At 72.9% G+C, this 26,209-nt stretch carries 19 protein-coding genes; 4 read left to right on the top strand and 15 right to left on the bottom strand.

Annotation, left to right across the window (positions count from 1 at the left end; all coding sequences use genetic code 11):
• Positions 1-25 precede the first annotated feature (25 nt).
• From HDA41_RS15390 to HDA41_RS15375, 4 genes are all read right to left on the bottom strand, one after another.
• Complete coding sequence (locus HDA41_RS15390) at positions 26-1,672, bottom strand: glycosyltransferase family 2 protein (RefSeq protein WP_184984358.1); 1,647 nt, start codon at positions 1,670-1,672, stop codon at positions 26-28.
• Positions 1,669-3,864: a CDP-glycerol glycerophosphotransferase family protein gene (locus HDA41_RS15385; RefSeq protein WP_184984356.1), complete on the bottom strand. Its 2,196-nt coding sequence runs from the start codon at positions 3,862-3,864 to the stop codon at positions 1,669-1,671. Before HDA41_RS15385 ends, HDA41_RS15390 begins: the two co-directional genes overlap by 4 nt.
• Positions 3,865-3,952: 88 nt before the next feature.
• Entirely contained in the window at positions 3,953-4,777 is an 825-nt protein-coding gene (locus tag HDA41_RS15380) for an ABC transporter ATP-binding protein (RefSeq protein WP_184984354.1), read from the bottom strand.
• Positions 4,770-5,684 (bottom strand): ABC transporter permease, encoded by a 915-nt coding sequence (locus tag HDA41_RS15375; RefSeq protein WP_184984352.1) that lies wholly within the window; start codon positions 5,682-5,684, stop codon positions 4,770-4,772. Before HDA41_RS15375 ends, HDA41_RS15380 begins: the two co-directional genes overlap by 8 nt.
• A 183-nt stretch (positions 5,685-5,867) precedes the next feature.
• Between HDA41_RS15375 and HDA41_RS15370 the strand changes: the two genes are divergently transcribed.
• A complete protein-coding gene (locus HDA41_RS15370) occupies positions 5,868-6,494 on the top strand; it encodes a TetR/AcrR family transcriptional regulator (protein WP_184984350.1) in 627 nt (208 codons plus the stop codon).
• A 15-nt stretch (positions 6,495-6,509) separates the two neighbouring features.
• Here HDA41_RS15370 and HDA41_RS15365 read toward each other — a convergent pair whose 3' ends face one another.
• The gene (locus HDA41_RS15365; protein ID WP_230299361.1) at positions 6,510-7,190 is read right to left on the bottom strand and encodes a Crp/Fnr family transcriptional regulator; all 681 of its coding nucleotides are present in this window, start codon (positions 7,188-7,190) and stop codon (positions 6,510-6,512) included.
• Between the two features lie 96 nt (positions 7,191-7,286).
• On the opposite strand from HDA41_RS15365, the gene HDA41_RS15360 reads away from it, so the two are divergent.
• Complete coding sequence (locus HDA41_RS15360) at positions 7,287-7,607, top strand: YciI family protein (RefSeq protein ID WP_184984345.1); 321 nt, start codon at positions 7,287-7,289, stop codon at positions 7,605-7,607.
• Here HDA41_RS15360 and galE read toward each other — a convergent pair.
• A complete protein-coding gene (galE, locus tag HDA41_RS15355) occupies positions 7,552-8,532 on the bottom strand; it encodes a UDP-glucose 4-epimerase GalE (protein ID WP_184984343.1) in 981 nt (326 codons plus the stop codon). The two genes, HDA41_RS15360 and galE, sit on opposite strands and share 56 nt — an antisense overlap.
• A gap of 74 nt (positions 8,533-8,606) precedes the next feature.
• Positions 8,607-10,223 carry a glycosyltransferase family 2 protein gene (locus tag HDA41_RS15350; RefSeq protein WP_184984342.1) on the bottom strand — a complete coding sequence of 539 codons (1,617 nt, stop codon included), beginning with the start codon at positions 10,221-10,223 and terminating at the stop codon, positions 8,607-8,609.
• 166 nt (positions 10,224-10,389) lie between these two features.
• On the opposite strand from HDA41_RS15350, the gene HDA41_RS15345 reads away from it, so the two are divergent.
• Positions 10,390-11,985 carry a glycosyltransferase family 39 protein gene (locus tag HDA41_RS15345; RefSeq protein ID WP_417813313.1) on the top strand — a complete coding sequence of 532 codons (1,596 nt, stop codon included), beginning with the start codon at positions 10,390-10,392 and terminating at the stop codon, positions 11,983-11,985.
• 486 nt (positions 11,986-12,471) lie between these two features.
• Here the strand turns inward: HDA41_RS15345 and HDA41_RS15340 are convergent, their stop codons facing one another.
• A complete protein-coding gene (locus HDA41_RS15340) occupies positions 12,472-12,990 on the bottom strand; it encodes a MarR family winged helix-turn-helix transcriptional regulator (protein WP_184984340.1) in 519 nt (172 codons plus the stop codon).
• A 96-nt stretch (positions 12,991-13,086) separates the two neighbouring features.
• Between HDA41_RS15340 and HDA41_RS15335 the strand changes: the two genes are divergently transcribed.
• On the top strand, positions 13,087-13,500 hold the full coding sequence (locus tag HDA41_RS15335; protein WP_184984338.1) for an organic hydroperoxide resistance protein: 414 nt from the start codon (positions 13,087-13,089) through the stop codon (positions 13,498-13,500).
• A gap of 9 nt (positions 13,501-13,509) precedes the next feature.
• Here HDA41_RS15335 and HDA41_RS15330 read toward each other — a convergent pair whose 3' ends face one another.
• The 7 genes from HDA41_RS15330 to HDA41_RS15300 all read right to left on the bottom strand — a co-directional run bounded on the left by HDA41_RS15330 (position 13,510) and on the right by HDA41_RS15300 (position 26,205).
• On the bottom strand, positions 13,510-15,069 hold the full coding sequence (locus tag HDA41_RS15330; protein ID WP_184984336.1) for a hypothetical protein: 1,560 nt from the start codon (positions 15,067-15,069) through the stop codon (positions 13,510-13,512).
• Complete coding sequence (locus tag HDA41_RS15325; RefSeq protein ID WP_184984334.1) at positions 15,066-16,988, bottom strand: arabinofuranosyltransferase AftB family protein; 1,923 nt, start codon at positions 16,986-16,988, stop codon at positions 15,066-15,068. Before HDA41_RS15325 ends, HDA41_RS15330 begins: the two co-directional genes overlap by 4 nt.
• Entirely contained in the window at positions 16,985-19,225 is a 2,241-nt protein-coding gene (locus tag HDA41_RS15320) for a bifunctional glycosyltransferase/CDP-glycerol:glycerophosphate glycerophosphotransferase (protein ID WP_184984332.1), read from the bottom strand. The genes HDA41_RS15325 and HDA41_RS15320 overlap by 4 nt, the downstream gene beginning before the upstream one ends.
• Positions 19,226-19,233: 8 nt before the next feature.
• On the bottom strand, positions 19,234-21,432 hold the full coding sequence (locus tag HDA41_RS15315) for a bifunctional glycosyltransferase/CDP-glycerol:glycerophosphate glycerophosphotransferase (RefSeq protein ID WP_184984330.1): 2,199 nt from the start codon (positions 21,430-21,432) through the stop codon (positions 19,234-19,236).
• Positions 21,433-21,594: 162 nt separating this feature from the next.
• Positions 21,595-23,859, bottom strand: a complete 2,265-nt coding sequence (locus HDA41_RS15310) for a bifunctional glycosyltransferase/CDP-glycerol:glycerophosphate glycerophosphotransferase (protein ID WP_184984328.1) — start codon at positions 23,857-23,859, stop codon at positions 21,595-21,597.
• Positions 23,860-24,001: 142 nt separating this feature from the next.
• The gene (locus HDA41_RS15305; protein ID WP_184984326.1) at positions 24,002-24,862 is read right to left on the bottom strand and encodes a carbohydrate ABC transporter permease; all 861 of its coding nucleotides are present in this window, start codon (positions 24,860-24,862) and stop codon (positions 24,002-24,004) included.
• Positions 24,859-26,205, bottom strand: a complete 1,347-nt coding sequence (locus tag HDA41_RS15300) for a carbohydrate ABC transporter permease (protein ID WP_221511521.1) — start codon at positions 26,203-26,205, stop codon at positions 24,859-24,861. Before HDA41_RS15300 ends, HDA41_RS15305 begins: the two co-directional genes overlap by 4 nt.
• Positions 26,206-26,209 lie beyond the last annotated feature (4 nt).

Genomic DNA, 26,209 nt, shown 5'->3' with positions numbered 1-26,209 from the left:
CACGACTGCCCGCAGCTGGGCGGGCTTACTTCAGCGCGCTTGCCAGCAAGCGCGCTGCCCTCTTCACCCTCGGTCGGGCCACCCGTCGCACCACGGGGCGTACCACCCTCGCCGTCACGCCCACCGGTTCCCAGCGGACCTGCAAGCGGCCCGGGCCGTGGCCCTCCGGTTCTACCGTCAGGCGGTGGGACGGCACCTGGGTCGTCAACGACGGGAAGGTCAGCGGGGCCAGGAGGAGGCCCGTGTGGGACAAGCCCTGGTGTTCCAGTCGGACCAACGGGTGGCGGACTCCGGCGAAGCCCTGGAAAGGGAGGGGGGCCGCTGCCAGGTCCAGGTGGGCGTGGCCCTCGAAGGTGCCGGGGCGGACGGGGGAGAGGCGGAACGGGACACGGAGGCGGCGCCGGCCCGGGGCGATGAGGAGAGTAGCGCGGTGAGGGCCGACCGGGAGGCGCAGGGCCGGGTCGTACGTGCGGATGGAGAGGTCGACTGAGGCGCCCGGGCCCCGGGTGATCTCCGTGATCTCGTGGCGGAACTGGGCGCTCGGGAAGGGGCGCGTTTCCAGTTCCAGGTCCGAGATGTCCAGTTCGCGACGGGACCGGTCCGAGGATGGGATGTGGTCGCCCCAGTAGGTGCGGCCCTGTTCGTCCGTCGTCACCTGCCTCGGGGCCACTCCGTGACCGAGGCCCCGTGCCGCCAGCCTGGCCTCCGGCAGGCGGTGGTCGCGGATCAGCTGGATGACGACTCGTTCGGCGCGGGGGAGGCGGGCGAACGCGCCCGGGGTGAGCGTGTCCAGGTACGGCGTGACGATGTCCGCGAAGGAGGACAGCCACTCCTCGTCCCGGTAGGGCAGGTCACCGGCGTACATCCGGAAGTCGTGCTTGAGGAACTTGTGGTCCTTGTCCTCCCGCAGCGACTCGTGCCCGCTCTCCGCCAGGAACGCGTCGATGAGGTGCTGGACGTGGACGCGGTCGCGGACGTTGGTCAGCTTGTGCCGCTGGTTGGAGATCGACGCGGCCTCGGAGGCGGCGAACGGGGCCACGTACCACCGGTAGACCGGCTCCGGGATGATCGTGAAGGACTTGGCCAGGCAGTACGCCTGAGCCGAGAACAGCTGGTCCTCGTAGTGGATGCCCTCGGGGAAGCGCAGGCCGTGCCGGTCGAGGAAGGCGCGGGCGTACATCTTGCTGGTGGCGAGGTGCTCGAAGAGCAGACGCGGGTCGGCCTCGATGCCGCCGAGGGTGCGGCGCTCGGCGACCAGGTGGGGCATCCACGTCGAGCGGCGGCCGTTGTCGACCCGGACGCGCTGCACCGCGCCCATCGCGAAGTCGATCTCACGTTCGCGGTGCGCGGCGAGCAGCAGTTCGACGGCGTCGTCGGGGAGTTCGTCGTCGCTGTCCAGGAACATCAGGTACGGCGCCCGGGCGGTCTCCAGGGCACGGTTGCGCGGAACGCTGCAACCACCGCTGTTCCGCTCCAGGCGGAGATGGCGGACGCGGGGATCCTCGGCCGCAAGACGCCGTGCCACATCCGGCGTCTCGTCCGTCGAGTGGTCGTCGCTGATGACGATCTCCACGTTCGCGTGGGTCTGCCGGCGGACCGAGTCGACCGCGCGGGTGAGGCGTTCGGCGTCGTTGTAGACGATGACCGTCACGGTGACGTCGGGGGTCCTCATGCGGTCGCCTCCTGCGGGGTCGGGGCCGGGGTGCGTTCCTCGATCGGCAGCACCGGCGGCAGGTCGCGTTCGTCCTGACCGAGGAAGACCCGGCGGACGACGCGTTCGGCGGCACGTCCGTCGTCGTACTCGCAGAACCGGCGCCGGAAGACGGCCCGGGACTTCGTCGCGCCCTCGTCGCGCCAGGCCTCGGTGGCGAGGATCTCCGTCAGCTCCTGCTGGGTGCGGGCGATGGGGCCCGGGGCCTCGGCCATCAGGTCGAAGTAGACGCCGCGGGTCGTGCGGTACGTCTCCCAGTCGTCGGCGTGGATGACGATCGGGCGGTCGAGGTTGGCGTAGTCGAACATGATCGAGGAGTAGTCCGTGACCAGGGCGTCCGCCGCCAGGCACAGCTCCTCCACCGGGTCGTAGGAGGAGACGTCGATGATCCGGCCCGTGCGGCGCAGGTTGGTGAGGGGGGAGGCCGCGCCGCCGTAGAAGTAGTGGCCGCGGACGAGCAGGACCGTGTCATCGCCGAGGCGGTCGGCGAGGGCGGCGAGGTCCAGGCGCGGAGTCCAGCCGGCCTCGTAGTCGCGGTGGGTGGGCGCGTAGAGGACGGCCCGGCGGCCCGGCGCGATGCCGAGCCTGTCGCGGACCTGGCGGATGTCCGCGGCGCCGGCCGTGTAGTAGACGTCGTTGCGCGGATAGCCGTGGTCGAGGGAGACGTAGCGCGACGGGTACGCGCGCTCCCACATGCGCGTGGTGTGGCTGTTGGCGGAGACGCTGTAGTCCCACTTGTCGATGCGCGCCAGCAGCGCCTGGAAGTCCAGGCCCTGCGCGGCCGCCGGGTACGCCATCTGGTCGATGCCCATGCGCTTCAGCGGCGTGCCGTGGTGGGTCTGGAGGTGGATCGCGTCGGGGCGTTTGACCACAGCGTTGGGGAAGTTGACGTTGTTGACGAGGTACTTGGCGGTCGCCAGCACCTCCCAGTAGCGGCGGCTGCCGGGCACGACGTGGTCGGTGCCGGGCGGCAGCAGGGCCGCGTTCTCCTCGGTCACCACCCACACCGGGTGGATCTGCGGGGCGAGTTCGGCGAGCTTCGCGGCGATCGCGGCCGGGTTGCAGGCGACACCGCGGTTCCAGTACGCGGAGAACACCGCCAGGTGGGGATTGACCGGGCGGCCGAGTGCCCTGCGGTACTGGTGGTCGCGGAGCTTGGCGCCGGCCTGCCGCTTCCGGGTCCGTACGGCCGACCTGGCGGTGCGGCGGGTGCGGTTGACGACCTGGAAGGCCCGGTACCTGCCGTAGGCGCCCTCCTCGAGCAGGGAGCGCCGGACGCCTTCGAGACCGGCCGGGCGCCGGTAGCCCTCGGGGCGGCGGCGCAGGGCGGCCAGCGACGCCCGCCCGAAGAACTCCCGCGCGACCTCCTCCGGCATGCCGCCGCGCGCGAAGGTGCGCAGGCAGTCGCGGACCATGACGTCGTAGAGCGCGGCGTGGGCGGCGCGGCGGTCCCGGGTGAGGTCGAGGAGCGACTCGTAGCGCTCGACGAGGCCGTAGCACTGCTCGGGCGTGACCGGGGGCAGGCTCGCGGGGCGCAGCCTGCGGTCCTCGTAGGCGACGTGCGGCAGGCAGGCGACGCGGTCGGCGAGCAGCAGGGCGGCCAGGGCGGCGTACGGCTCGTCGTCGGTGGTGAGCCGCTGTTCGTGCGCCCGCCAGAAGTCCGCGCGCAGCACGCGGGTGCCGAGCAGCGGGGTCAGCCGCAGCAGGGGCGCGCAGTCGTCGAGGGTGACGTCGGCACGGCCCGCCCGGGCGAGCAGGGAGCCGTCCCGGGAGGGCATGCCGGAGGTGTGCCAGGTGCTGCGGACGTGGTCCAGGAGCAGGACGTCCACCTCGCCGGGCAGCTCGGCCACCCGCTCGGCGACCGTGCGCAGGGCGCCGGCGGGCAGTCCGTCCTTGGCGTGGACGAAGTGCAGCCAGCGGCCGGAGGCCCGCGCCGCCCCCGCCGCCCGGGCCGCGGCGTCGCCCGTACCGTCCGGCAGTGGGACGACCTGCCCGTCCGGTGTGTGCCGCTCGGCCGTCTCCCGGGCCCAGTCGCCGACCGCGGCCACGATCACCTCGGCGTCCGGAAGGGGGTGGGCGGCGAGGGAGTCGAGGAGCTCGGTCAGATGGTCCTGAACGTTCGGCCCGTGGACGATGACGCTGAGCTCGGGCATCACAGGGCTCCTCCATCCCGTCGCGGCAGGCGGACCTTATTCGCTCATGGTGCCATCAATGCGACAAAAGGATCGACTGGGGCACGCCTCATGACGGAACCGGCTCCTTCGGCTTCGGCTTGGCGGACCTGTCGCCGGTGAACGCCTCGTACTCCTTGAGGACGTCCTCCGTCGGCCCGTCCATGCGCAGTTCCCCGCGCTCCAGCCACAGCACGCGGTCGCAGGTGTCGCGGATCGACTTGTTGTTGTGGCTGACCAGGAACACCGTTCCGGCGTGCTTGCGCAGCTCGCGGATGCGCTCCTCGGAGCGCTTCTGGAAGGAGCGGTCGCCGGTGGCCAGCGCCTCGTCGATCAGCAGCACGTCGTGGTCCTTGGCGGCGGCGATGGAGAACCGCAGCCGCGCGGCCATGCCCGAGGAGTACGTGCGCATCGGCAGCGTGATGAAGTCGCCCTTCTCGTTGATGCCGGAGAAATCGACGATGTCCTGGTAGCGCTCCTTGATCTGCTCGCGGGACATGCCCATGGCCAGGCCGCCGAGGTACACGTTGCGCTCGCCGGTCAGGTCGTTCATCAGGGCCGCGTTGACGCCGAGCAGGGAGGGCTGGCCGTCGGTGTGGATACGGCCGTTCTCCACGGGGAGCAGCCCGGCGACGGCCTTCAGCAGGGTCGACTTGCCGGAGCCGTTGGTGCCGATCAGGCCGATCGCCTCGCCCCGGTACGCGACGAAGGACACGTTCTTCACGGCGTGCACCCGGCGCACGCCCGACGCCTTCTCGGTCTGCTTGCGGCGCAGCATGCGGTTGAGGGCGGCGGTCGCGGAGCCGCGTCCGGCGCCGGTGCCGTTGACGCGGTAGACGATGTCGACGCCGTCGGCGACGACGGTGGGGATCTTCTCGCTCAGGTGCTCAGCCACGGCCGTACGTCTCCTCAGCCTTCCAGAAGTAGATGAAGCCGCCGACGCCGGCGACCAGAGCCCAGCCGGCGGCGAGCGCCCACACGTGGAGCGGGAGCTGGCTCGCGTGGAAGCTGTCGATCAGGGCGAAGCGCATCAGGTCGATGTAGACGGCGGCCGGGTTGGCCGCCAGGGCCACCGTGACCACGTGCGGGAGGCTGTCCTTCTGTGCCAGCTTGTCGATGCTCCACATGACACCCGAGACGTACATCCAGGTGCGCAGCACGAACGGCATCAGCTGGGCGACGTCCGGGGTCTTGGCGCCCATGCGCGCCATGACCATGGAGACGCCCGCGTTGAACGTGAACTGGAGAAACAGCGCCGGCAGCGCCAGCAGCCAGGACACCCCGACCGGCACGCCGAAGCAGAGCAGGATGACGACCAGGGCGCCCATCGAGAACATCAGCTGCTGGAGCTGCTGGAGGCAGAACGACAGGGGCAGCGCGGCCCGCGGGAAGTGCAGGGCGCGCACCAGGCCGAGGTTGCCGGAGATGGCGCGGGTGCCCGCCATGATCGAGCTCTGCGTGAACGTCCAGATGAACACGCCCGTGACCAGGAACGGGATGTAGTCCGGCACGCCGTGCTTGGTGCCGAGCAGCACGCCGAAGATGAAGTAGTACACCGCCGCGTTCAGCAGCGGGGTCATCACCTGCCAGACCTGGCCGAGCTTCGCCTGGCTGTACTGGGCGGTGAGCTTGGCGGTGGCGAACGCGGTGATGAAGTGGCGGCGGGCCCACAGCTGGCGGACGTACTCGGGCAGGGAGGGGCGGGCGCCGCTGACGGAGAGGCCGTGGCGGGCGGCGAGGGCCGCGAGGTCGTCGTCGGCCGGGGCCGGTGCCTGGGGCGGTGTGTGGAGGACCTGGCTCACATCCGCTGCTTTCGTTCGGGGGGTGGGATCTGTGGGGGCGTGAAGAGCGAGGGGATGAGGCTCTTCTTACCGGACTCTTCACGGCCTCTTACGTCGGGACGGGACCGTATCGTCGTAACGGGAGCGTACGTCGACCGAACGTCGGAACGCAACCGTTTCGTCGTGACGCCCTATGCTGTCGGCATGACGACGAAGCCCGACGAGCCCCAGCAGCCCCGGCGCCGCCGGGCCCCCGCGGGGGCGGCCGTATTGCGGGAGGACGTGACGGAAGCCATCCGGGCGGCCGTCTTCGAGGAGCTCGCGACCGTCGGCTACGCGCGGATGTCCATCGAGGGGATCGCGCGCCGGGCGGGGGTCGGGAAGACGGCGGTGTACCGCCGCTGGCGATCGAAGCTGCACCTGGTCCTCGACATCGTCTCGGCGCTCGCCGTGCAGGGCCTGCCCGCGCCGGACACCGGCTCGCTGGAGGGCGACCTGAGGCTGCTGTACGAGGTGACGTCCCGCGCCCTGCGCCACCCCGTCGCCTCGCAGATCATCCCCGACCTCCAGGCCGAGGCGGCCCGCAACCCCGAGATCGCCGAGGCCCTCCAGAAGGCCCTGCGCGAGGGCCAGGACGGTGTCGCCAACGGCATCGTCACGGCGGCGGAAGCCCGCGGCGAACTCCGCCGGGGTCTCGACCACGACCTGGCCCTCGACCTGATCTCCGGGCCGCTCTACTGGCGCTCGGTGGTGATCCGCAGCCCGAAACTGCCCAAGGGGTATCTGGGGGCGCTGGCCCGGGCCACGGCGGGGGCGTTGAAGGCGTTGTAGGGCCGGAGGTGCCCGTCAGCCGTGCCGGGTGGCGCGCCGCGCGAGCAGCTCCGGTGCGAGCAGTTCGATCCGGCCGTCCGGTGCCGGACGGACCAGGCCGTCACCCCGGAGGCGGGACAGCGCGCGGTTCACCGTCACGCGGGTGACACCGAGCAGGTCGGCGAGCCCCTGCTGGGAGCCGGGCAGGGAGACCAGAGGCCCGCTGTCGGCCGCCGCTTCCAGCAGCCAGGCCGCGAGGCGTGCCTCGCACGGCAGGGTCATCGTGACCGTCAGCCGGTCCTGCTGGGCGCGTGCCTGGGCGGCCAGCAGCCGCAGCACATGCGCGCGGACCGCCGCCGAGTCGTCGAGCAGCGTCATGAACCGCGCTCGCGGCACGGCGCGCACGCTGCACGCCCCGACCGCGGTGAACGTCGCGGTGTGGCCCGCCCGGTCGAGCAGCGCCACCTTGTCCAGCGCGCACGGCCCCCTCCACATGCCGAACCGCACCACACGCCCGCCCGCCGTCGCCGCGGACGCCGCCGTGCTCCCGCTCAGCAGCACGAGCAGATGATCGGCCGGCTCGCCCTGCATCCGCAGCACCTCCCCGGCGGCGTAGCGGCGCGGTACGGACACGTTCCACAGGGCGACCATGTCGGCGTCCGGCAACCGCGCGAACAGCGGTACGTCCCGCAGCCGCCGCCATCCGTGCCCGTCCACACCAACTCCCGTCTGTATCGCGTGATACAGCACCATCCGGCGCCCCGAGCGTAACCTCACCGCCGACCCCGTACACCGGCCCGGAAAGGACCCCCCGTGTTCGCCGTGGAACTCGCCTTCGCCCCTGCCCCGGAGCGCCTGGCCGCCCGTCCCGCACACCGCGAGACCCTCGCCCGTCTGCACGCCGGCGGACACCTGGCGGCCGCCGGCCCGTGGGCCGACGACACGGGCGCCCTCCTGCTCTTCACGGTCGACCGGGCACGTCTGGACGAGATCCTGCACGAAGACCCCTACTACCGCACCCCCGGCGTCGAGGTGCGCTCGGTCCGCGAGTGGACCCCTGTCGTCGGCCCGGCGCCGATCAGCCCCGCGCCGCCTCCGGGTGCAGGCGTACCCAGCCCTCCCACGCCGAGGTGATCATGTCCTGGACGTCGTGCCGGGCCTTCCAGCCCAGCTCCGCGGCCGCGCGCTCGGCGGAGGCGACGACGCGGGCCGGGTCGCCCGGGCGGCGCGGCGTGACCGTGGGCGGCCGGTCGTAGCCGGTGACCGTGTTGATGCGGTCGATCATCTCGCGGACGGAGACGCCCTCGCCCCGGCCGATGTTGAGCGTGAGGTCGCGGCCGGGGGAGGAGCGCAGGACCCGGGCCGCGGCGACATGGGCCTCGGCCAGGTCGACGACGTGGATGTAGTCGCGTACGCAGGTGCCGTCCGGGGTCGGGTAGTCGTCGCCGAAGATGCGCGGGGGCGCGTCCTCCGTGAGCTTCTCGAAGACCATCGGGACGAGGTTGAAGACACCGACGTCCGCGAGTTCCGGGCCGGCCGCGCCGGCCACGTTGAAGTAGCGCAGGGACGCGGTCGACAGCCCGGTCGCCCGGCCCGTCGCGCGCACCAGCCACTCACCGGCCAGCTTCGTCTCGCCGTAGGGCGACATGGGCACGCAGGGCGTCTCCTCCGTGACCAGGTCCACGTCCGGCATGCCGTACACCGCCGCCGAGGAGGAGAAGACGAACGACGGCACCTGCGCCGCCGTCACGGCGTCCAGCAGGACCCGCAGGCCCTCGACGTTCTCCCGGTAGTAGTGCAGCGGCTGCTCGACCGACTCGCCCACCTGCTTCTTCGCCGCGAGGTGGACGACACCGGTGACCGAGTGGTCCGCGAGGGCGCGCGCGAGCCGCTCGCCGTCCAGCGTCGAGCCCACCACCAGCGGCACTCCGTCGGGCACGCGCTCGGCGATACCGGTGGACAGGTCGTCGTACACCACCGCCTGTTCGCCCGCCGCGGTCATCGCCCGTACGACGTGCGCTCCGATGTAGCCGGCGCCGCCGGTGATCAACCAGGTCATGTGCGGCCGTCCCCTCGTCAGTTGGCCCGTGGTGGTGGTGCTCTGTGCCGACCATGCCGATAGGCGTCGTGCTCTCAGTGAAGCAGGCGACGCAGCCTTCCGCGTACGACGGACAGCACACCGCGTACGCCGGGCGCCACGCGCAGCGCGAGCGCGCCCGAGTGAGTGGCGTACGGCTGTACGAGTACCACGCCGTGCCGGGCGCTCGGGACGGCGCTGCGGCGCAGCAGACCGGCGCCCGTGAGGGCGTGCGCCGTGACGTCGCGGCTCACGCCGTCGCGGAAGCGGATCCGAAGGCGCAGGTCCCAGGTGCTCACGCCGGGCGCGGCCAGCGCGGGCAGGTCCACGGTCGTCTCCGCCGACCAGGTGCCGGCCGACGGCACCAGCGCGGTCGTACGACGGACCACCGCCTCCCCGTCGTCCCGGTGCCGCCACTCCACCTCCACCGCCTCCGGGCCCGCCTGCGCCAGCCGGCCGTACAGCTCGTGCAGGCGCAGCCGCAGCCGGGCGCCACGCGCCCGGGGCCGCAGCTCCGCGTCGACGGCGAGGGGCAGCACCTGCACGGGCCGGGTGAGCAGGGGCTCCAGGGAAACCTGCGGGAGGTCCGCCGACCAGACGGGCGTGCCGTCGGCGGCCCGGGCGTACGGCGGATACAGCCGGGCCGGGCGGGCCGCCAGCTCCCGCAGCCGGGGCAGGTCGCGCGGCTCCGGGGAGGCCAGGACGACCCGCCCGACCAGCCGGCCGGGAGCGGCCGGGCCGCGTGCCCAGTCGTCCGCGTCGTACTCCGCGAGATGCGCCCGCGTGAGCTCCCACCACGCGCGCTGGTAGGCCGTGTCGCGCAACGCCAGTTCACGCATGTACATCCGCAGGTCGTGGTCGAGGAACTTGGCGCGCGCGACCCGTGCGAGCTCCTTCTGCCCGGCGCCCAGCAAGATCTCGTACGCCTGCCGGCACGCCTCCGTACGGGCCCGCCAGTTCCCGACGCCGGACCGGTCCAGCGAGATCGACAGCCGCTCGGCGGACCGGCGCACGTGCCAGACGTACACCCGGTCGGGGACCAGGGCGATGCGCGGGGCGGCGGCCAGTACGCGCGCGGTGAAGACGACGTCCTCGTACGGGAAGCGGCCCTCGGGAAAACGGATGCCGTGCTCGCGCAGGAAGCCGGTGCGGTAGAGCTTGTTGACGCAGAGCGTGTCGTGGACCAGGCGCGGGCGTTGCGCGGGGTGCGGTACCACGGCGTGGAGGGCGTACAGGCGCTCCTGCCAGGGTACTTCGCGCCCCGACGGCAGTTCGCGGCGTACGCACAGGCCGCTCGCGACCTCCGCGTGCGCGCCCGTCGCCGCGTCGAGCAGCGCGTCGACCGCGCCGGGCGGCAGGACGTCGTCGCTGTCCAGGAACATCACGTACGGCGACGTCACCGCGTTGAGCCCGGTGTTGCGCGGGGTGCCGCAGCCGCCGCTGTTGGCCCGGCGGCGGATGACCCGCAGGCGGGGCTCCGACGCGGCGAGCCGGTCGAGCAGGCCGGCGCTGCCGTCCGTCGAGCAGTCGTCGACGGCCACGACCTCGCGCACGGCCGGACCCTGGGCGAGCGCCGAGCGCACGGCGTCCGTCACATGGGCGGCGTCGTCGTAGCCGATGACCACGACGGCGACCTGGGGGAGGGGCCTCTCGGGGTTCTGTACGGCATTCATTACGGCGGATCGTAAGCCGGGCGAATGACATGAAAGTGATAACACACCATCAAACATCATCAAAGCCTGCGTAACGTCACAGAATCGGGCCGTGATGAGCGGACACTCGAGGGGGAGCGGCCGGTGGGGCACGGGAGTGGTGCCCGTGGCGGTTCCGATGGCGGTGATGCTGGGCATCGGGCTGTGGGGCCTGGACCGCGGCGGCATGTGGGGCGACGAGAGCGTCACCTTCCAGGTCGCGCAGCGCACGGTGCCGCAGATCTGGCGGCTGCTGCACGACGTGGACGCGGTGCACGGCCTGTACTACCTGTTCATGCACGCCGTCCTCGCCGTCCACCCGGGCGAGGTCGTCCTGCGGCTGCCGTCGGTGTGCGCGGCGACGGCGACCGCCGGCCTGGTCGCGGCCCTCGGCGTCCGGCTCGCCGGGCCACGGGTCGGTCTGTGGGCCGGTCTCCTCTACGCCGTCACGCCGATGACCGGCCACTACGCCCAGGAGGGACGGTCGTACGCGCTCGTCGCGGCGGGCGTGGCGGGGGCGACGCTGCTGCTGCTCAGGGCGGTGGAGGCGGCCACCGCACGGGCCTGGTGGCCGTACGGGACCGTCGTCGCCCTGACCTGTCTGCTGCACGAGCTGGCGGTGCTGGTGCTGTGCGCGCACGCGGCGACGCTGGCTCTCATGCGGGTGCCGAGGAGGGTGTGGTCCGGCTGGGGATGTGCGGCGGGAGCGGTCGTGCTGCTCCTGCTGCCGCTGGTGTGGGTGTCGCAGGGGCAGTCCGGGCAGGTGGCGTGGCTGGTGACACCCGGGTGGGACAGGATCGAGAGGCTGGTGCGGCACTTCTCGCCCGGCCCGGGCGGAGTGGTCTTCTGGGGCTCGCTGCTGCTGATGGCCGTCGGGCTCCGGACGCGGCGACTGGCGGCGGTCGCGCTTCCGCTGCTGCTCGTGCCGCCGGGGATCCTGATGACGGTGTCGCAGGTGCGGCCGCTGTTCCACGACCGGTACGTGCTCTACTCCCTGGCGGGAGCGTCCCTGCTGGTGGCCGCCGGGGCCGGGCAGGTGAGCGGGGTGCTGGGGCGGGTGCGGTTCGAGGGGCGCCGGGGGCGGGTCGGCGGGCGGCAGGTGCGCGCCCTGCTGGGCGTCACCGGCGTCCTCGCGCTCACCGTCACCTTCGTCCACCACCTCCCCGTCCACCGCCAGCACCGGTCCGCCGCCCACCGCCCCGACAACCTCGCCGTCGTCTCCGCGCTCGCCTTCCGCCAGATGCGCCCCGGCGACCCGGTGCTGTTCGTCCCGTCGGTCGGGAGGCTCGCCGCGCTGGCCTACCCGAAGGGGTTCCGGCAGGTCCGGGACATCGCCCTGCGGGAGTCGGCGCCCCGGTCCGGGACACTGTGGGGCCGCGAGGCGACGCCCGGGGAACTGCGGCACCGGCTCGCCTCGGTGGACCGCGTCTGGGTCGTCGCCGAGGCGTACGCGCTGGACCCGCGCTGGTCTCCGCCCGATCCGGTCGAGCGCACGAAACTGGCCGTCCTGGCGGAGGAGTTCACCGTCCGCGAGGAACACATCCGGCACGGGGTGATCCTCCGCCTCCACGTCCGGAAAACACCAACCGACGTGCCGTCCGCCGACGAGCCGTCCACCGGCGTCGCGTCCGCCGACGAGCCGCACGGCGGCGTACCGCCCGCCGACGCAGCGACCGCCGATGAACTGTCCGCCGACGTGACGACCGTCGGTGAGTCGTCCGCCGAGGTACGTCCGCCTGGGTAGCGACCGCCGACGAGCGGTCCGCCGATGTGGTGATCGCCGACGCCGCGCCCGCCGGTGAGCCGCCCGCTGGAACACCGCACGGCGGCGTACCGCCCGCCGAGGTACCGGCGACCGACGAGCCATCCGCCTACGTCGTGCCCGCCGACGAGCCGCACGGCGGCGTACCGCCCGCCGAGGTACCGGCGACCGACGAGCCATCCGCCTACGTCATGCCCGCCGACGAGCCGCACGGCGGCGTACCGCCCGCCGAGGTACCGGCGACCGACGAGCCGTCCACCGACACGGCAACCACCGATGAGCCACCCGGCGCGCGCCCTCCGACGAGCCGCCCGCCGACGACCGCCTGCCCCCGCACCGCCCGCCGAGGTACCGGCCACCGACGAGCCACCCGACGAACGGCGCGCGTCCACCGCGAGCCACCCCGCGCGTCCACCGACGAGCCGCGTGCGTCCCCCGGCGAGTCCCCCGGCGAGTCCCCCGGCTCCGCTACGACCGCTCGTCTGCCGCAGGCGAACCACCCGCCGCCTCCGCGAGGGCGGCCGCGTCCAGGGCCGTGGTGAGCTCGTCGAGGCGGGCGCGCAGGGCGCGGATCTCGTCGACGTCGAACCCGGTCGAGGCGGCGATCCGGCGCGGTACCTGAAGGGCCCGCCGCCGCAGCGCGACGCCCTCCTCGGTCAGCCGTACCTCCACCGACCGCTCGTCGCGCGCGCTGCGCTCCCGGCGGACGAGCCCTGCCGCCTCCAGCCGCTTGAGCAGCGGCGACAGCGTGCCGGAGTCCAGGCGCAGATGCTCCCCGAGCTTCTTCACGGGCAGCTCGTCGTGCTCCCACAGCACCAGCAGCACCAGGTACTGGGGGTATGTGAGCCCGAGGTCCTTGAGGATCCCGCGGTAGACGCCGTTGAAGGCGCGGGATGCCGCGTGCAGGGAGAAGCAGATCTGCTGGTCCAGGCGGAGCCAGTCGTCGTCCGGCGTGTTCATGTCTCCAGGGTAACTCGTGTCCGCCATTCAATTGCACACAACTTAATTGTGTGCTCTAATTCTGGGTGTCAGGCGGCCCCGGAAGCGGGCCGCCGAACGTTGACGTGAGAGGGAAGGTTTTCCATGGACGCGCTCTACACCGCTGTCGCCACCGCCACCCACGGCCGCGAGGGCCGCGCCGTCAGCTCCGACGGCGTGCTGGACCTCGCGCTGGGCATGCCCGAGGCACTGGGCGGCAACGGCCAGGGCACCAACCCCGAGCAGCTCTTCGCCGCCGGTTACGCCGCCTGCTTCGGCAGCGCCCTCGGCCTCGTCGGCCGCCAGGCCAAGGTCGACGTCAGCGACGCCGCCGTGACCGCCGAGGTCTCCATAGGCAAGCAGGGCGAGGGCTTCGGGCTCGCCGTCACCCTCCGTGTCGAGCTCCCCGACAGCGTGGACGAGGCGACCGGCCGCAAGCTGGTCGAGCAGGCCCACCAGGTCTGCCCGTACTCCAACGCCACCCGCGGCAACATCGAGGTCCAGCTCGTCATCGAGTAGGACCGGCACTCATCCACCGACCCGCGCCAGCACCTCCCCCGTCCGTCTGCTCCACGCCACCACCACGGCCTCCTCGGGCACCGGGTGCCAGCGCGTCAGCAGCAGCCAGCGCACGTGGTAGCGGCGGACGACGGCGGCCCGCTCGGCGCGGGTCGCATCGGGGGCCAGGTAGGCGCGGACATCGGCCGCCCGGCGCCCCCGCTCCCGCTCGTCGAGGGCGGGGTCGGGCCAGATCGGCGCGGCCAGATTCGGCCCGTACCCGGCGATGGCGTGACTGGCGAAGTACCCGTCGGTGATCACCACCTCGCCCGGTCCGATGTGCCGCGCCGCCCAGTCGTACGACGGCCAGCGCGTCGGCTGCGTGAACCCCACCGGGTCGACCGAGCGCGGCACCACCGCCCCGGCGTGCACGGTGACGAACCCGACGCACACCCCGGCCGCCGCCGCCCCGCCCAGCACCCTCCGGGCCCGCCGCCACGGCCGGGGCGCCGCCAGCTCCACCGCCAGCGCGAACTGGAGCGGCACCAGCACCGCCCACAGGGCCCGGGCGTACGTGAAGTGCCCGCTCACCCAGCCGTACGCCAGCAGCAGGCACTCCAGCACAAACATCAGCACCAGCGGGTCACGCACCGACCGGCGGGCCCGCCCCCACAGCGCGGGCAGGCCGAGCAGCGCCAGCCAGGAGTTGGCGAGCATCCGCTCGTAGAGCTGCCGGTGCATCGCGTCCATGCCGGTGTCGCCCACCAGCGCCAGGACGTCGTAGTACGGCCAGGACAGGGCGACCGCCGCGCACACCGCGACGGCGAGCACCCAGCGCGCCACGACCGGCCTGCGCCACCCCCGCTGCCGGGACGCCACGATCGCCACCGCGCCGATGAACGCCGAGGCCGCCGTGACGGGGTGGGTGAGCAGGATCAGCCCGTACAGGGCGCCGATCCCGGCGTACCCCCACCAGCCGCCGAGCCCGCTCGGGCCGACGAAGCGGACGGCGGGGGCGTCGTCCCGGGCGCGCGTGCAGGTCCAGGCCCACGCCCAGAACGTCACGCCGATCGCGGCCGCGGACGGATAGCCCAGGGTCGTCGTCATCGACATCAGCCCGAGGTAGCCGCTCCACAGGATCCGCGTAGTGCCCCACAGCAGCGTCATGAACAGCAGGGCCAGCACCGGCGCCCACGGGCGCGGGGTGAGGGCCCGGACGAAGCGGCCGATCCCCGTCAGCAGCACGACCAGGTGCACCGGCCCGGCGAGCTTCACGACCGCCCAGCCCGACAGCCCCGTCAGCCGCGCCAGGACGCCCTGGGTGACGGCGTACGGCCCGTAGTAGGGGCTGCCCTCACCCGGCAGATCGGCCATGGTGTGGGCCGGATGCAGCAGATCGTCCTTGAGGCGCTCGACGACCGCCGCGTGCTGTCCGGCGTCGCAGCACAGCGGGATCCGCCAGAACGCCAGCGTCATCACCAGCCAGAACAGGGCACCGTAGAACTGGTACGGGGTCAGTTGCCCCACGCGGCCGCCGCGCAGCGCCGTCGCGCCGCGCACGGTCCGCCGGACGAGGACCGAGGCGCTCACAGGACTGTCGGAAGGGCAAGGGTCTGGGGCATGCGCCGAATGTTCCCGTCCTCCCGCACATCCTGACCCCGGGTCACTTCATCGGGTGAGGCGGCTGCACCCACCTGCCGACGTCCGTCGCACAGCGACTCCTCCGCCGCGGCCGGCCAGCGCGCGAACCGGAACCGGGTCCGCTCGAAGGCCCCCGTGAGGTTCCGCCAGAACCGCTCGGCGGTGAGCGGCGCGCGCACCGACTCCTTCAGCTCGGCCAGCTCGCCGCAGCCCAGCGCGGCCCGGGCCGCCTCGATCGCCTCCCGCGAAGCCCCGGCCCGCTGCAGATCGCGCTGCGGCGGGTGCTCCACCGCCCACTCCGCGAAGACCCAGTAGTTGCGCAGGAACTTCTCGTGCCCGGGCCAGCTCCACCGCTCCAGCGCGAGATGCGCCCCGATGGGGCTGGCCAGCCCCCAGGCGTCGTTGACGTAGGCGTCGAGCGGTGCGGCGGCTCCCGTGACACCGAGATGACGTCCCACGATCACCACGTGGTACGGGGAGTCCTCCCGCATCGGCGTGGCGTGCAGCCGGCGCCCGGCGTCGAAGTACAGCAGCGTCGGCCGGGGCGCCCGCGCGGCCTCGGCCAGCATGCCGCGCCCCTCCGGCAGGGACGGCCAGTTGTCCACCCAGGTGGCGGTGCGCACCGGGTTGTGGTCGCCGAGGCCCTCCACGTCGGAGCTGCGCACGTTGAAGGAGCCGGGCGTGCTGCGCACGTCGAACGGTGCCCGCAGCGGGCTGACCGCCGCGCACAGCCACACCACCAGCAGCGCGCTCGCGACGCCCGTGAACCTGGTCGCGGGCACGACCAGGACCGGCAGGAGCAGCAGCAGGAGGGCGGGCAGGATCATGCGGGCGTGCATGTAGTCGCCGCCGACGCGGACGACGTACCCGGCCAGCAGCGCACCCGCCACGAGCGGCGCCGTCAGCACCGCGAGCGAGGCCCGGCCCGGGGTGCGGTCCCGCCGTTCCCGGCGGACGCGCCGCACGAGGAGGGCGGCCGCCGCGGCGAGCACGGGCACGACGGGCCACAGCCAGTAGGGCCCGAGCGTCTCGTGCACATAGCCGGCGCCCCGGCCCCAGTCGCTGGCGCTCGCCTCCTTGGCGATGGCGGGCAGCGGCACCAGGATCCCGTAGTACCCCGCGCGGAACACCTCGTACGCCAGCGGCAGCGCCACCGCCGAGGCCAGCATGGCCGCGGTACCCCGCCGGGACGGGCGCAGCACCCACCACTGCGCCGCCAGGAAGCACACCGTGACCACCGCGAGATCGGGCCGGACCAGCGGACCCAGCCCGAACACGAAGGCGCTGGCGCAGGTCACCCGGGCCTCCTGACCACGCCGGGTGCCCGTCAGCAGCCACCACGACAGGCCGGTCCAGAAGGCGCCGAGGCCGCTCTCCAGGCCCGAGGTCATGTACGACCAGAACGGCGGCACGGCCAGCAGCACGAACACACCGGCCGGAAGCAGCGGCCCCGCGCCCCGGTGCAGTCGGCATGTGGCGATCAGGGCGAGCGCGAATCCGGCCGTGCTCAGCAGCAGCCCCAGCCCGACCGCGAGGAACGCCGGGTCCTCGCCGGTGACCCAGGTGCCGAGCGCGAGCAGCCACTGCCACAGGGTGCCGGTCGAACTCTCCGCCCGTTCCCCCACGTTGAACACGGGCCCGTTGCCCGCCAGGATCTGCCGGACCGGACGCAGGTAGATCAGCCCGTCGTCGCAGATCCAGCGCCGCCGGTAGCCCAGCACGAACAGGGCCGCGGTCGGTACGGCGACCAGCGCCGCGTGCCACCAGTGGACCGGCCGCAGCCGCTCGACGGCGGCCGGGGGCCGTGCCGAGGAGGCCCGCCGGCCGGGCAGGGAGGGAACGGCCTCGGGGGTGGCGGGAGGTCTCATCGCTCGACCAGCGTCTCGGACCGGGCACGCGGCCCCGGGATCCGGCGGGCCGTGGGCGGCAGCGCACCGCTCCGCTCGCCCAGCATCAGCAGGCGGACGACCCGCTCGGCGGCCTGCCCGTCCTCGAACTCGCAGTACCGCTCCCTGAAGCCCGCCCGCAGCCGCGCCGACTCCGCGTCCTGCCAGGTGCCGGACGCGAACAGCCAGGCCAGCTCCCGGTACGAGCGGGACACGTGCCCCGGCGCGTCGGCCGTGACGTCGAAGTAGGCGCCCCGGCTCGCCGTGAACGCGCCCCAGTCGTCGGCGTGCACCACGACCGGCCGGTCGAGGAGGACGTAGTCGAACATCAGGGCGGAGTAGTCGGTGACCAGCGCGTCGGAGGCGAGCAGCACGTCCTCGACGTGCGGCTCGTCCGTCGCGTCCACCACCACACCCCGCCGGTGCAGGTCGGCAAGGCCCAGGCCGCGCGCCACACCCCCGGCCAGCGACGGGTGCAGACGGACGACGAGCGTGTGGCCGGGGCCGAGGTCCGCGGCGAACCGGGCCAGATCGAACCGGTCGACGTGCCCGCCCCGCCGGTAGTCGCGGCGGGTCGGCGCGTACAGCACGACCGTGTGGTCGGCGGGGACACCGAGCCGCTCGCGCACGGCCAGGCCCCGCTCCGGACCGGCGCCGACCAGCACGTCGTTGCGCGGGCTGCCGGTCCGCAGCGAGGTGAAGTGACACGGGTACGCCCGCTCCCACGCCCGCTCCGCGTGCCGGCCGGCGACCAGGCTGTAGTCCCAGCGGTCGGCGCGGCGCAGCATCTGCGGCACGTCGAAGCCGTGCCGGGCGCCCGGCTTGGTCAGCAGGTCGGCGCCCATGTACTTGAGCGGGGTGCCCTGGTGGGTGTGGATGTGGACGCTGCCGGGCCGCTTGGCCAGGGTGCCGGGCCAGTTGACGTTGTTCACCCAGTACGTGGCCCGCGCCATGACCTCCTGGTAGCGCCGCGAGCCCGGCGTCACATGCTCGATGCCGGGCGGCAGCGCGTCCACCGCGTCCTCCCGGACCACCCACACGCCCCGGATGTGCGGGGCGAGCTCGCGCGCCTTGGCGTGGATCGCTGCCGGGTCGCCGGACACGCCCCGGTGGTGGGTCGCCGAGTAGACGGCGAGATGCGGATCGAGGGGCCGCTTCGACTGGGCCCGGTACCAGGTGCGCACGGCGACGTCCGACGCCTTCCGCGTCACTCGCCGCTGCCCGCCCAGGGCCGCCGCGCGCAGGTCCCGCAGACCCCGCACCGCCGCGTACGACGCGTAGGGCGCCGAGGCCAGCAGCCGCATCTCGACCCCGCGCCAGCCGCCGGGCTCCGGGAAGCCGCCCTCGGGGAGGTGACGCCGGTGGAAGGAGCGGATCTCGCGGTAGAAGTCGCCCCGGTCCGCGGGCCGCACCCGGTCCTTGCGGGCCAGCACGAACAGCATGTGGTTCAGGGCCCGCTCCAGCAGCGGCGGCCGTGCCCAGTCGAGGTCGGGACGCTGCTCCAGGAACGCGAACAGGCCCTCGTACTGCGGGAAGATGTCGAAGTGCCGGCGCCCCGGCGTCTTGGTGATCGCGCCCTGCCTGCGCTGCCGGTACTCCACCCCGATCCGGTCCAGGCAGGCGATCCGGTCCGCCAGCACCATCGACCGGTAGGTGACCGGCGCGTCCTCGTACAGCCCCGGCGCGTACCGAAGGCCGTGCTCCTGGAAGAAGGACCGGCGGTACGCCTTGTTCCAGGCGACCAGGAACAGGTTCAGGTACTGCGGGCTCTCCCGGATGCCGAAGGTGTCCGTGCCCGCCGCGGCCAGCAGGTCCGCCGCCTCGCTGCGCCCGCCCCGGCCCCACCAGTGGGTGCGCACGTGGTCGAAGACCAGGATGTCCGGCTCGCCGGTCGCTTCGAGGCGCGCGGCGACGGCCGCCAGCAGGCCCGGCGTGTAGTGGTCGTCGCTGTCGAGGAACAGGACGTAGTCGCCGGCCGCCTGCTCCAGGCCGGCGTTGCGGGCCCGGCCCAGGCCGACGTTCTCGGGCAGGTGCAGCGCCCGCACCCGGGCGTCGCGGGCCGCGTACTCGTCGAGGATCGCACCGCTGCCGTCCGGCGAGCGGTCGTCCACGGCGATCACCTCGAAGTCGCCGAAAGACTGGCCGAGCACCGAGTCGAGACACTCGCGCAGGAAACCCTGCACCTTGTACACGGGGACGATGATGCTGAAGCGGGGCACTTCTTCGGTCAGCTCCTTACGAGGGTGGCGGCGGGGGCCGGGACGCGCTCCGCGAGCGGGATCACGGGCGGGACCGACTCGGGCGGCTCCCCCAGCAGCACCCGGCGTACGACGCGCTCGGCGGCCCGCCCGTCGTCGAACTGGCAGAAGCGCTCCCGGAACGCGGCGCGCAGGGCCGTGGCGGACTCGTCCGCCCAGCCGCCGTCGCGGAACACGGCCGCCAGTTCCTCGGGCGTACGGGCGACCCGGCCGGGCGGGGACTCCATCAGGTCGAAGTAGACGCCCCGGACCTCGCGGTAGACCTCCCAGTCGTCGGCGTACACGACGATCGGCCGGTCCAGGTTGGCGTAGTCGAACATGATCGACGAGTAGTCGGTGATCAGCGCGTCGGCGGCCAGGCACACGTCCTCCGACGAGCGGTGCCCGGTGACGTCGATGATCCGGCCGCCGCCCCGGCTCGCCCCCTGGTCGTAGAAGTAGTGAGCGCGCAGCAGCACCACGTATTCGTCGCCGATCGCCTCGCAGAACTCCGCCAGGTCCAGGCCCGGCGCGAAGCCGGTGGCGTGGTCGCGGTGCGTGGGCGCATAGAGCAGGGCCTTCTTGCCGTCGGGGACGCCCAGCTCCTTGCGGACGCGGGCGACGTCCTCGGCGGACGCCGTGTAGTAGACGTCGTTGCGCGGATAGCCGTACTCCAGGGTCTCGTGCGCGCCGGGGAACGCCTTCTCCCACATCTGAGTGGAGTGGCGGTTGGAGGTGAGGTTGTAGTCCCAGCGGTCGACCCGGGCCAGCAGTTTCGTGAAGCTCCCGGTCGCCGCGGCCACCACGGGGTACGTCGCCTGGTCGGCGCCCATCTTCTTCAGCGGCGTGCCGTGCTGGGTCTGGAGGTGCACGCTGCCGCGGCGTTTGACGACGGCGTCCGCGAAGTTGGCGTTGTTGACGAGGTACTTGGCGCGGGCCAGCACCTGCCAGTACGTGCGGCTGCCGATCACCGCGTACTCCACGTCCTTCGGCACGCTGTCCACCGCGTCCGGCTCCACCAGGAACACCGAGCGCAGGTGCGGGGCGAGTTCACGGGCCTTGGCGTGGATCGCGGCCGGGTTGCAGGCGTAGCCGCGGCCCCAGTACGCGCAGTACACGACGAGGTTCTCGTCGAGAGGAAGGCGCAGACCCGCCGCGTAGCGCAGGCGGGTGCGCAGCCCCCGGGGGCGCGGGAGCAGCGCGGCGGCACGCGCGGCCCTCCGGTTGGCGGCGCGCAGGGCGCGGAACGCCGCGTACGACCCGGCCGCCAGCAGCCGGTGCTGGACGCCGAGGCTGCCGCCGGGCGGCTGGTAGCCCGTGGGGCGGTACTGCCGGTAGAGCGCGCCCGCCCGGCGGAAGAAGGCCCGGCGCCCGGCCGGCAGCCGCCGGGGATGCGCGGCCGTCTTCAGTACGGCGGCGAAGAGCTGCTCGAACAGCGGCCTCAGCCGGTCCGCCGGCAGCCCCAGTTCCACGGCCCGCGTCAGCACCAGCTCGGTCTGGTCGAGCAGCTCGGCGTGGTGCTCCCCGGGCAGGTTGAGGCGGTTGCCCTGCCGGCGCAGCAGATGCCGGACGACGACCGCGCGCAGGGCCGCCACCCGCTCCGCCCGCAGGGCGACGAGACCGCCGAACCCGGTGTCGGTGAAGTGGTCCCCGGGGAAGGCGAGGCCGTGCTCGGTGAGGAAGCCCCGGCGGTAGGCCGCGCTCCACGCCGGCAGCGCCACGCCCGTCAGCCGCGGGGTCCGGCCGGGGGAGAAGGCCCCCTGCGGTGTCCCGGCCAGCAGGGGCGCTGCCGGGTTGGTCGGCTCGCCCTCCCACCAGGGGGTGCGCTCGTGCTCGAAGTACAGGACGTCGACGTCGCCCACCGCGCCCAGCCGGGCGTCCAGCGCCGCCAGCGCCCCCGGGACCAGGACGTCGTCCCCGTCGAGGAACAGCACATGGCCGCCGACCGCCGACCGCAGCCCGGTGTTGCGCGCCCCGGCCAGACCGGCCGACGGCGGCGAGTGCACCGGTGTGACCCGGCAGTCCCGCTCGGCGTACCCGGCGACGACGTCCGCCGCGGGTGAATCGGGCGCGTCGCACACCGGGATCAGCTCGAAGTCGCCGAACGACTGGGCGAGGACCGAGTCCAGCGCCTGGGGCAGCCGGCCCGCGACCCCATGGGACGGGACGACGATGCTGAAGCGGGGCATTCTGCTCTTTCTGTCGAGGGTCGTGGGTCTTGAGGAGCGGGGACCGTGTCAGGCGGCGGGAGGGCGTCCCGGCCGCCCGGACGGGCGCCAGAAGGGGGGTCGGCTCGGGGTCGGCCGCGACGGGCTGGAGGGCATGCGAACTCCCACGCGTGAGAACCGGGTTCAGAGGATGTCGGTGACGGCGAACGGACCGGCCGGCCGCGGCACCGTGGCGAGCGGCTCGCGTGCCAGCGAGGCCGCCGCCGCCGACGGCACCGGCCGGCGCTCGTCCAGCGGCACGACCGGCGGCAGGTCCGACTCGCCGAGGACGACCCGGCGTACGACCCGCTCGGCGGCCCGGCCGTCGTCGTACGTGCAGAACCGTTCCCGGAACGCCGCGCGCAGCTGAGCCGACCGGGAGCCGCGCCAGTGGCCGGTGGCGAAGATGTCGATCAGCTCGTCCTCGCCGCGCGCGACCGCGCCCGGCGGGAAGGAGCGCAGGTCGAAGTAGGTACCGCGGGCCGCCTCGTACGCCTCCCAGTCGTCGGCGTGGATCACGATCGGCCGGTCCAGGTTGGCGTAGTCGAACATCAGCGACGAGTAGTCCGTGACCAGGGCGTCCGAGGCCAGGCACAGCGATTCCACGCTCGGGTGGTCGCTGACGTCGACGACCCGGCCGCAGGTGCTGGTCAGCGGGGCGTCGTAGGCGTGGTGGGCGCGGGCCAGCACGAGGAAGCGCGGGCCCAGGCGGCGCACGATCCGCTGGAGGTCGAGGGCGTGGCGCTGGGAGCGGCGGTAGTCGCGGTGGGTCGGCGCGTAGAGGATCCCCACCGTGCCCTCCGGGATGCCGAGCGAGGCGCGCAGCCGGGCCACGTCCGCTTCGGTCGCCGTGCGGAACGCGTCGTTGCGGGGGTAGCCGTACTCCAGCGTGGTGTAGCGGCCGGGGTGGACGCGCTCGTGGGTGAGGGTGGTGTGGCGGTTGGCCGACAGCACGTAGTCCCACTGGTCGACGCCCTTGAGCAGCCGGGTGAAGTCCCTGCCCCGGGCCGCCGCCGGGCGCTCCTGGAGGTCGAGGCCGATGTGCCCCAGCGGGGTGCCCTGCCCGGTCTGGATCAGGGTCTGGCCCCGGCGCTTGACCAGGCGGTGGTCGAAGTCGGTGTTGCTGACCAGCCAGGCGGAGCGGGCGAGTGCCGTCCAGTAGGCGGCCGTGCCGGGGACGAGGCGGCGCGGGCCCGGCGGGACGGTGTGGTGGTGCTCGGGACGGGCGATCCACGCCGTGCGGATGTGCGGTGCCAGATCACGGAACGCGGACTCCAGCGCGCCCGGGTTGCAGCCGTGGCCGCCGCCGTCGTAGGCGGTGAAGACGGCCCGGTCGGCGCGCAGCGGGAGACAGCGCTGGACGCGGTAGTGGAGCCGGAGCGCGGCGGACCGCAGACCGCGCAGCAGCTTCCCGGTGGTCCGCGCGACGACGCGGTGCAGGGCCGACACCAGCTGGAGCGTGCGGTAGGTGCGGTGCAGGCCGAAGCGGATCAGGGCGTGCTGCACCCGGGCGCGCAGCGGGACGGGGGCGCCCCGGGTGCGGTAGCGGCGGTAGTGGGCGCGGGCCCGGCGCATGAAGTCCGCGCGCGAGCCGGGGGGCAGCCGGTCCCGCCGGGAGTACACGATCGCCAGGTGATGGACCATGCGGCGGAACAACACCGGCCGCCACCGGGCCAGTTCGGGGCGCTCCTCCAGATACGCGAACAGCCGGTCGTACTGTTCGAAGACGTCGAAGTGCTGCTCGCTGGTGGTGCGCAGGATGCTGCCCTGGCGCCGCTGCCGGTAGTGCACGCAGACGCGGTCGAGGGTCGCGATCGACTCCGCGGTCATCAGCACCGGGTACGTCCACGGCGTGTCCTCGTAGTACCCGGGCGGGAAGGCGAACCCCTGCTCCTCGACGAACTCCCGCCGGTAGGCCTTGTTCCAGGCGACCATCAGCAGCCTCAGCAGGCCCGGCCGGTCCTCCAGGCGGAACGGGGCCGGGCCCTGCTCGGTGAGCTGGAGGGCCGCCTGGTTGCGGACCGCCTCGCCCGTCCAGTAGGTGCGCGCGTAGTCGAAGACCAGGACGTCCGGGTCGCCCGTCTCCTTCAGTCGGTCCGCGATCGACCGCAGCGCGTCGGGCGTGAGGGTGTCGTCGCTGTCGAGGAACAGCAGGTAGTCGCCGCTCGCGCGCGCCACGCCGGCGTTCCTCGCGCGGCCCAGGCCGATGTTCTCCGGCAGATGGACGGGGTGGACGCGCGCGTCACGGACGGCGAACTCGTCGATGATCGCGCCGCACGCGTCCGGCGAGCAGTCGTCGACGACGATCAGTTCGAGATCGGGACAGGACTGGGAGAGCACCGATTCGAGGCACTCGTGCAGGTACGCCTGAACCTGGTACGCGGGGACAATGACACTGAACCTGGGCAAGATGCCATCCATCGGTCGGCGCGGGCGTTCGGCCCGGGAACGGCCGGTGGGGCGAGTTGGTTACGGCGGCTACGGCATCCGGGGGAACGCGCAAGGGGCGGACCGCGACCGGCCCGCCCCTCCAACTTCCTTGCTCTGAACGCTACTTGACGGCTCCCGCCATCACGCCGGACACGAACTGCCGCTGGAACGCGAAGAAGACGGCCAGCGGGACCACCATCGAGATGAACGCACCGGGTGCCAGCACGTCGATGTTGTTGCCGAACTGCCGTACCTGCGTCTGGAGCGCGACCGTGATCGGCTGGCTCCCGGAGTCCGAGAAGATCAGCGCGACCAGCATGTCGTTCCACACCCACAGGAACTGGAAGATGCCGAGCGAGGCGATCGCCGGAGCGCCGAGCGGCATCACGACACGGAAGAACAGGCGCAGTTCACCCGCCCCGTCCAGCCGCGCGGCCTCCAGCAGCTCTCTCGGGATCTCCGCGAAGAAGTTCCGCAGCAGGAACACCGCGAACGGCAGACCGAATCCGACGTGGAAGAGCACCACGCCGGTCACCGAGCCGAAGATGCCGAGCTCTCCGAAGAGTTCGGCGATCGGGATCAGCGCGACCTGCACGGGCACGACCAACAGGCCGACCACGCCCAGGAACCACCAGTCGCGGCCCGGGAACTCCATCCAGGCGAAGGCGTAACCCGCCAGCGAGCCGATGATCACGACCAGCAGGGTCGCCGGCACCGTGATCCACACCGTGTTGAGCAGGCTGCTGGTGATGTCCTCGTTCTCCAGCAGCTTGGAGTAGCTGTCGAACGTGATCTGCGAGGGCTCGGTGAACACCTTCCACCAGCCGCTCGCCGCGATGTCCTCCGGCGAGCGGAGACTGGCCAGCAGCAGACCGATCGTCGGCACCAGCCAGAACAGGCCGACGACGATGAGGAACACCCGCACCAGCCCACCGCTGACCCCTTCGGCCAGCCGGGACCCCAGCGACTGCTTCGCCTTCATCGCCTGACCTCCCGCCTCAGCCGACGTACGTTGAACCACATCACCGGGATCACGAGGAGCAGCAGGAACACCGAGATGGCGCTGGCGATGCCCGGCTGGTCCTCGGAGAAGCCCTTGCGGTACAGCTCCAGGGCGAGGACGTTCGCGTCGTCCTGGGCGGAGCCGGGGGCGATGATGAAGACCAGGTCGAAGATCTTCAGCACGTTGATCATCAGGGTGACGGTGACGACCGCGAGGACCGGCGCCAGCAGCGGCACCGTGACCCGTCTGAACACCTGCCACTCGGTCGCGCCGTCGACCCGGGCGGCCTCCAGGAGTTCGCGCGGCACGCCCGCGAGCCCGGCCGCGATCAGCACCATCGCGAAGCCCGCCCACATCCAGATGTACGCGCCGATGATGGCCGGGGTGACCAGGGACGGTCCGAGCCAGTCCAGGCCCCGGTACGGCTCCTTGAAGTTGCTGTCGGGGAGCCGGAGTCGGGCCCCGTCGGCCGAGGCCGGCAGCGTGAAGGTGCCGTCGTCCGCCGCTGTCGCCGACGCCACGACCCTGCCGTCCTTCACGGCCTCGATCCTCATGCCGGCATAGCCCAGTTCGGACGCGTCGACCCGGTTGAGCGTCCCCACGCCCTTGCCCCGCGTGAAGTCCTGCCAGGTCGTACCGGTGACCTTGTCCGGCTCGGGCTTCGGCGCCACCGCCGGCTTCGCGCCGTCCGGCATCAGGTCGGGCGCGACGCCCACCAGGGGCAGCGAGACGGTCTCGCCCGCGTGGACGGGAGACTTGGTGATGAAGGCGCCCCCGCCCGCCGGCTCCAGCGGCGACTGACGGCCCGGGTGGGCCTTCGGGAACGCCGACGATTGGGCGAACGTGTCGTGCACGCCCACCCACACCGCGTTCGCGACGCCCTTGTCCGGGTCCTGGTCGTAGACCAGGCGGAAGATGATGCCCGCCGCCAGCATCGAGATCGCCATCGGCATGAAGACGACCAGCTTGAAGGCCGTGCCCCAGCGCACCCGTTCGGTCAGCACCGCGAAGATCAGGCCGAGCGCCGTCGCGACCGTCGGCGCGAACACCACCCAGATGACGTTGTTCTTCAGCGCGGTGCGGATGCCCTCGTCGGTGAAGAGGGCCTTGTAGTTGTCGATCCCGGCGAAGCCGTCGCCGGACTGGTCGTAGAAGCTGCGGACCACCGAGTACCCGATCGGGTACACCACGAGCGCGCCGAGCAGGACGAGCGCGGGCAGCAGGAACAGCGCCGCGACCATCCTGCGGGTGCCGGTCACACTCTTGCGCGACTTGGGAGCGGCAGGGGGCTTGACGCCCCCTGCCGCCGTGGCCGACGTCATACCG

Origin of the sequence: Streptomyces caelestis, assembly GCF_014205255.1 — a bacterium.
In the GTDB taxonomy this organism is placed as follows: Bacteria; Actinomycetota; Actinomycetes; order Streptomycetales; family Streptomycetaceae; genus Streptomyces; species Streptomyces caelestis.
Note: the sequence above shows the minus strand (reverse complement) of the source record. Positions and strands in the feature narration are given on the sequence as shown.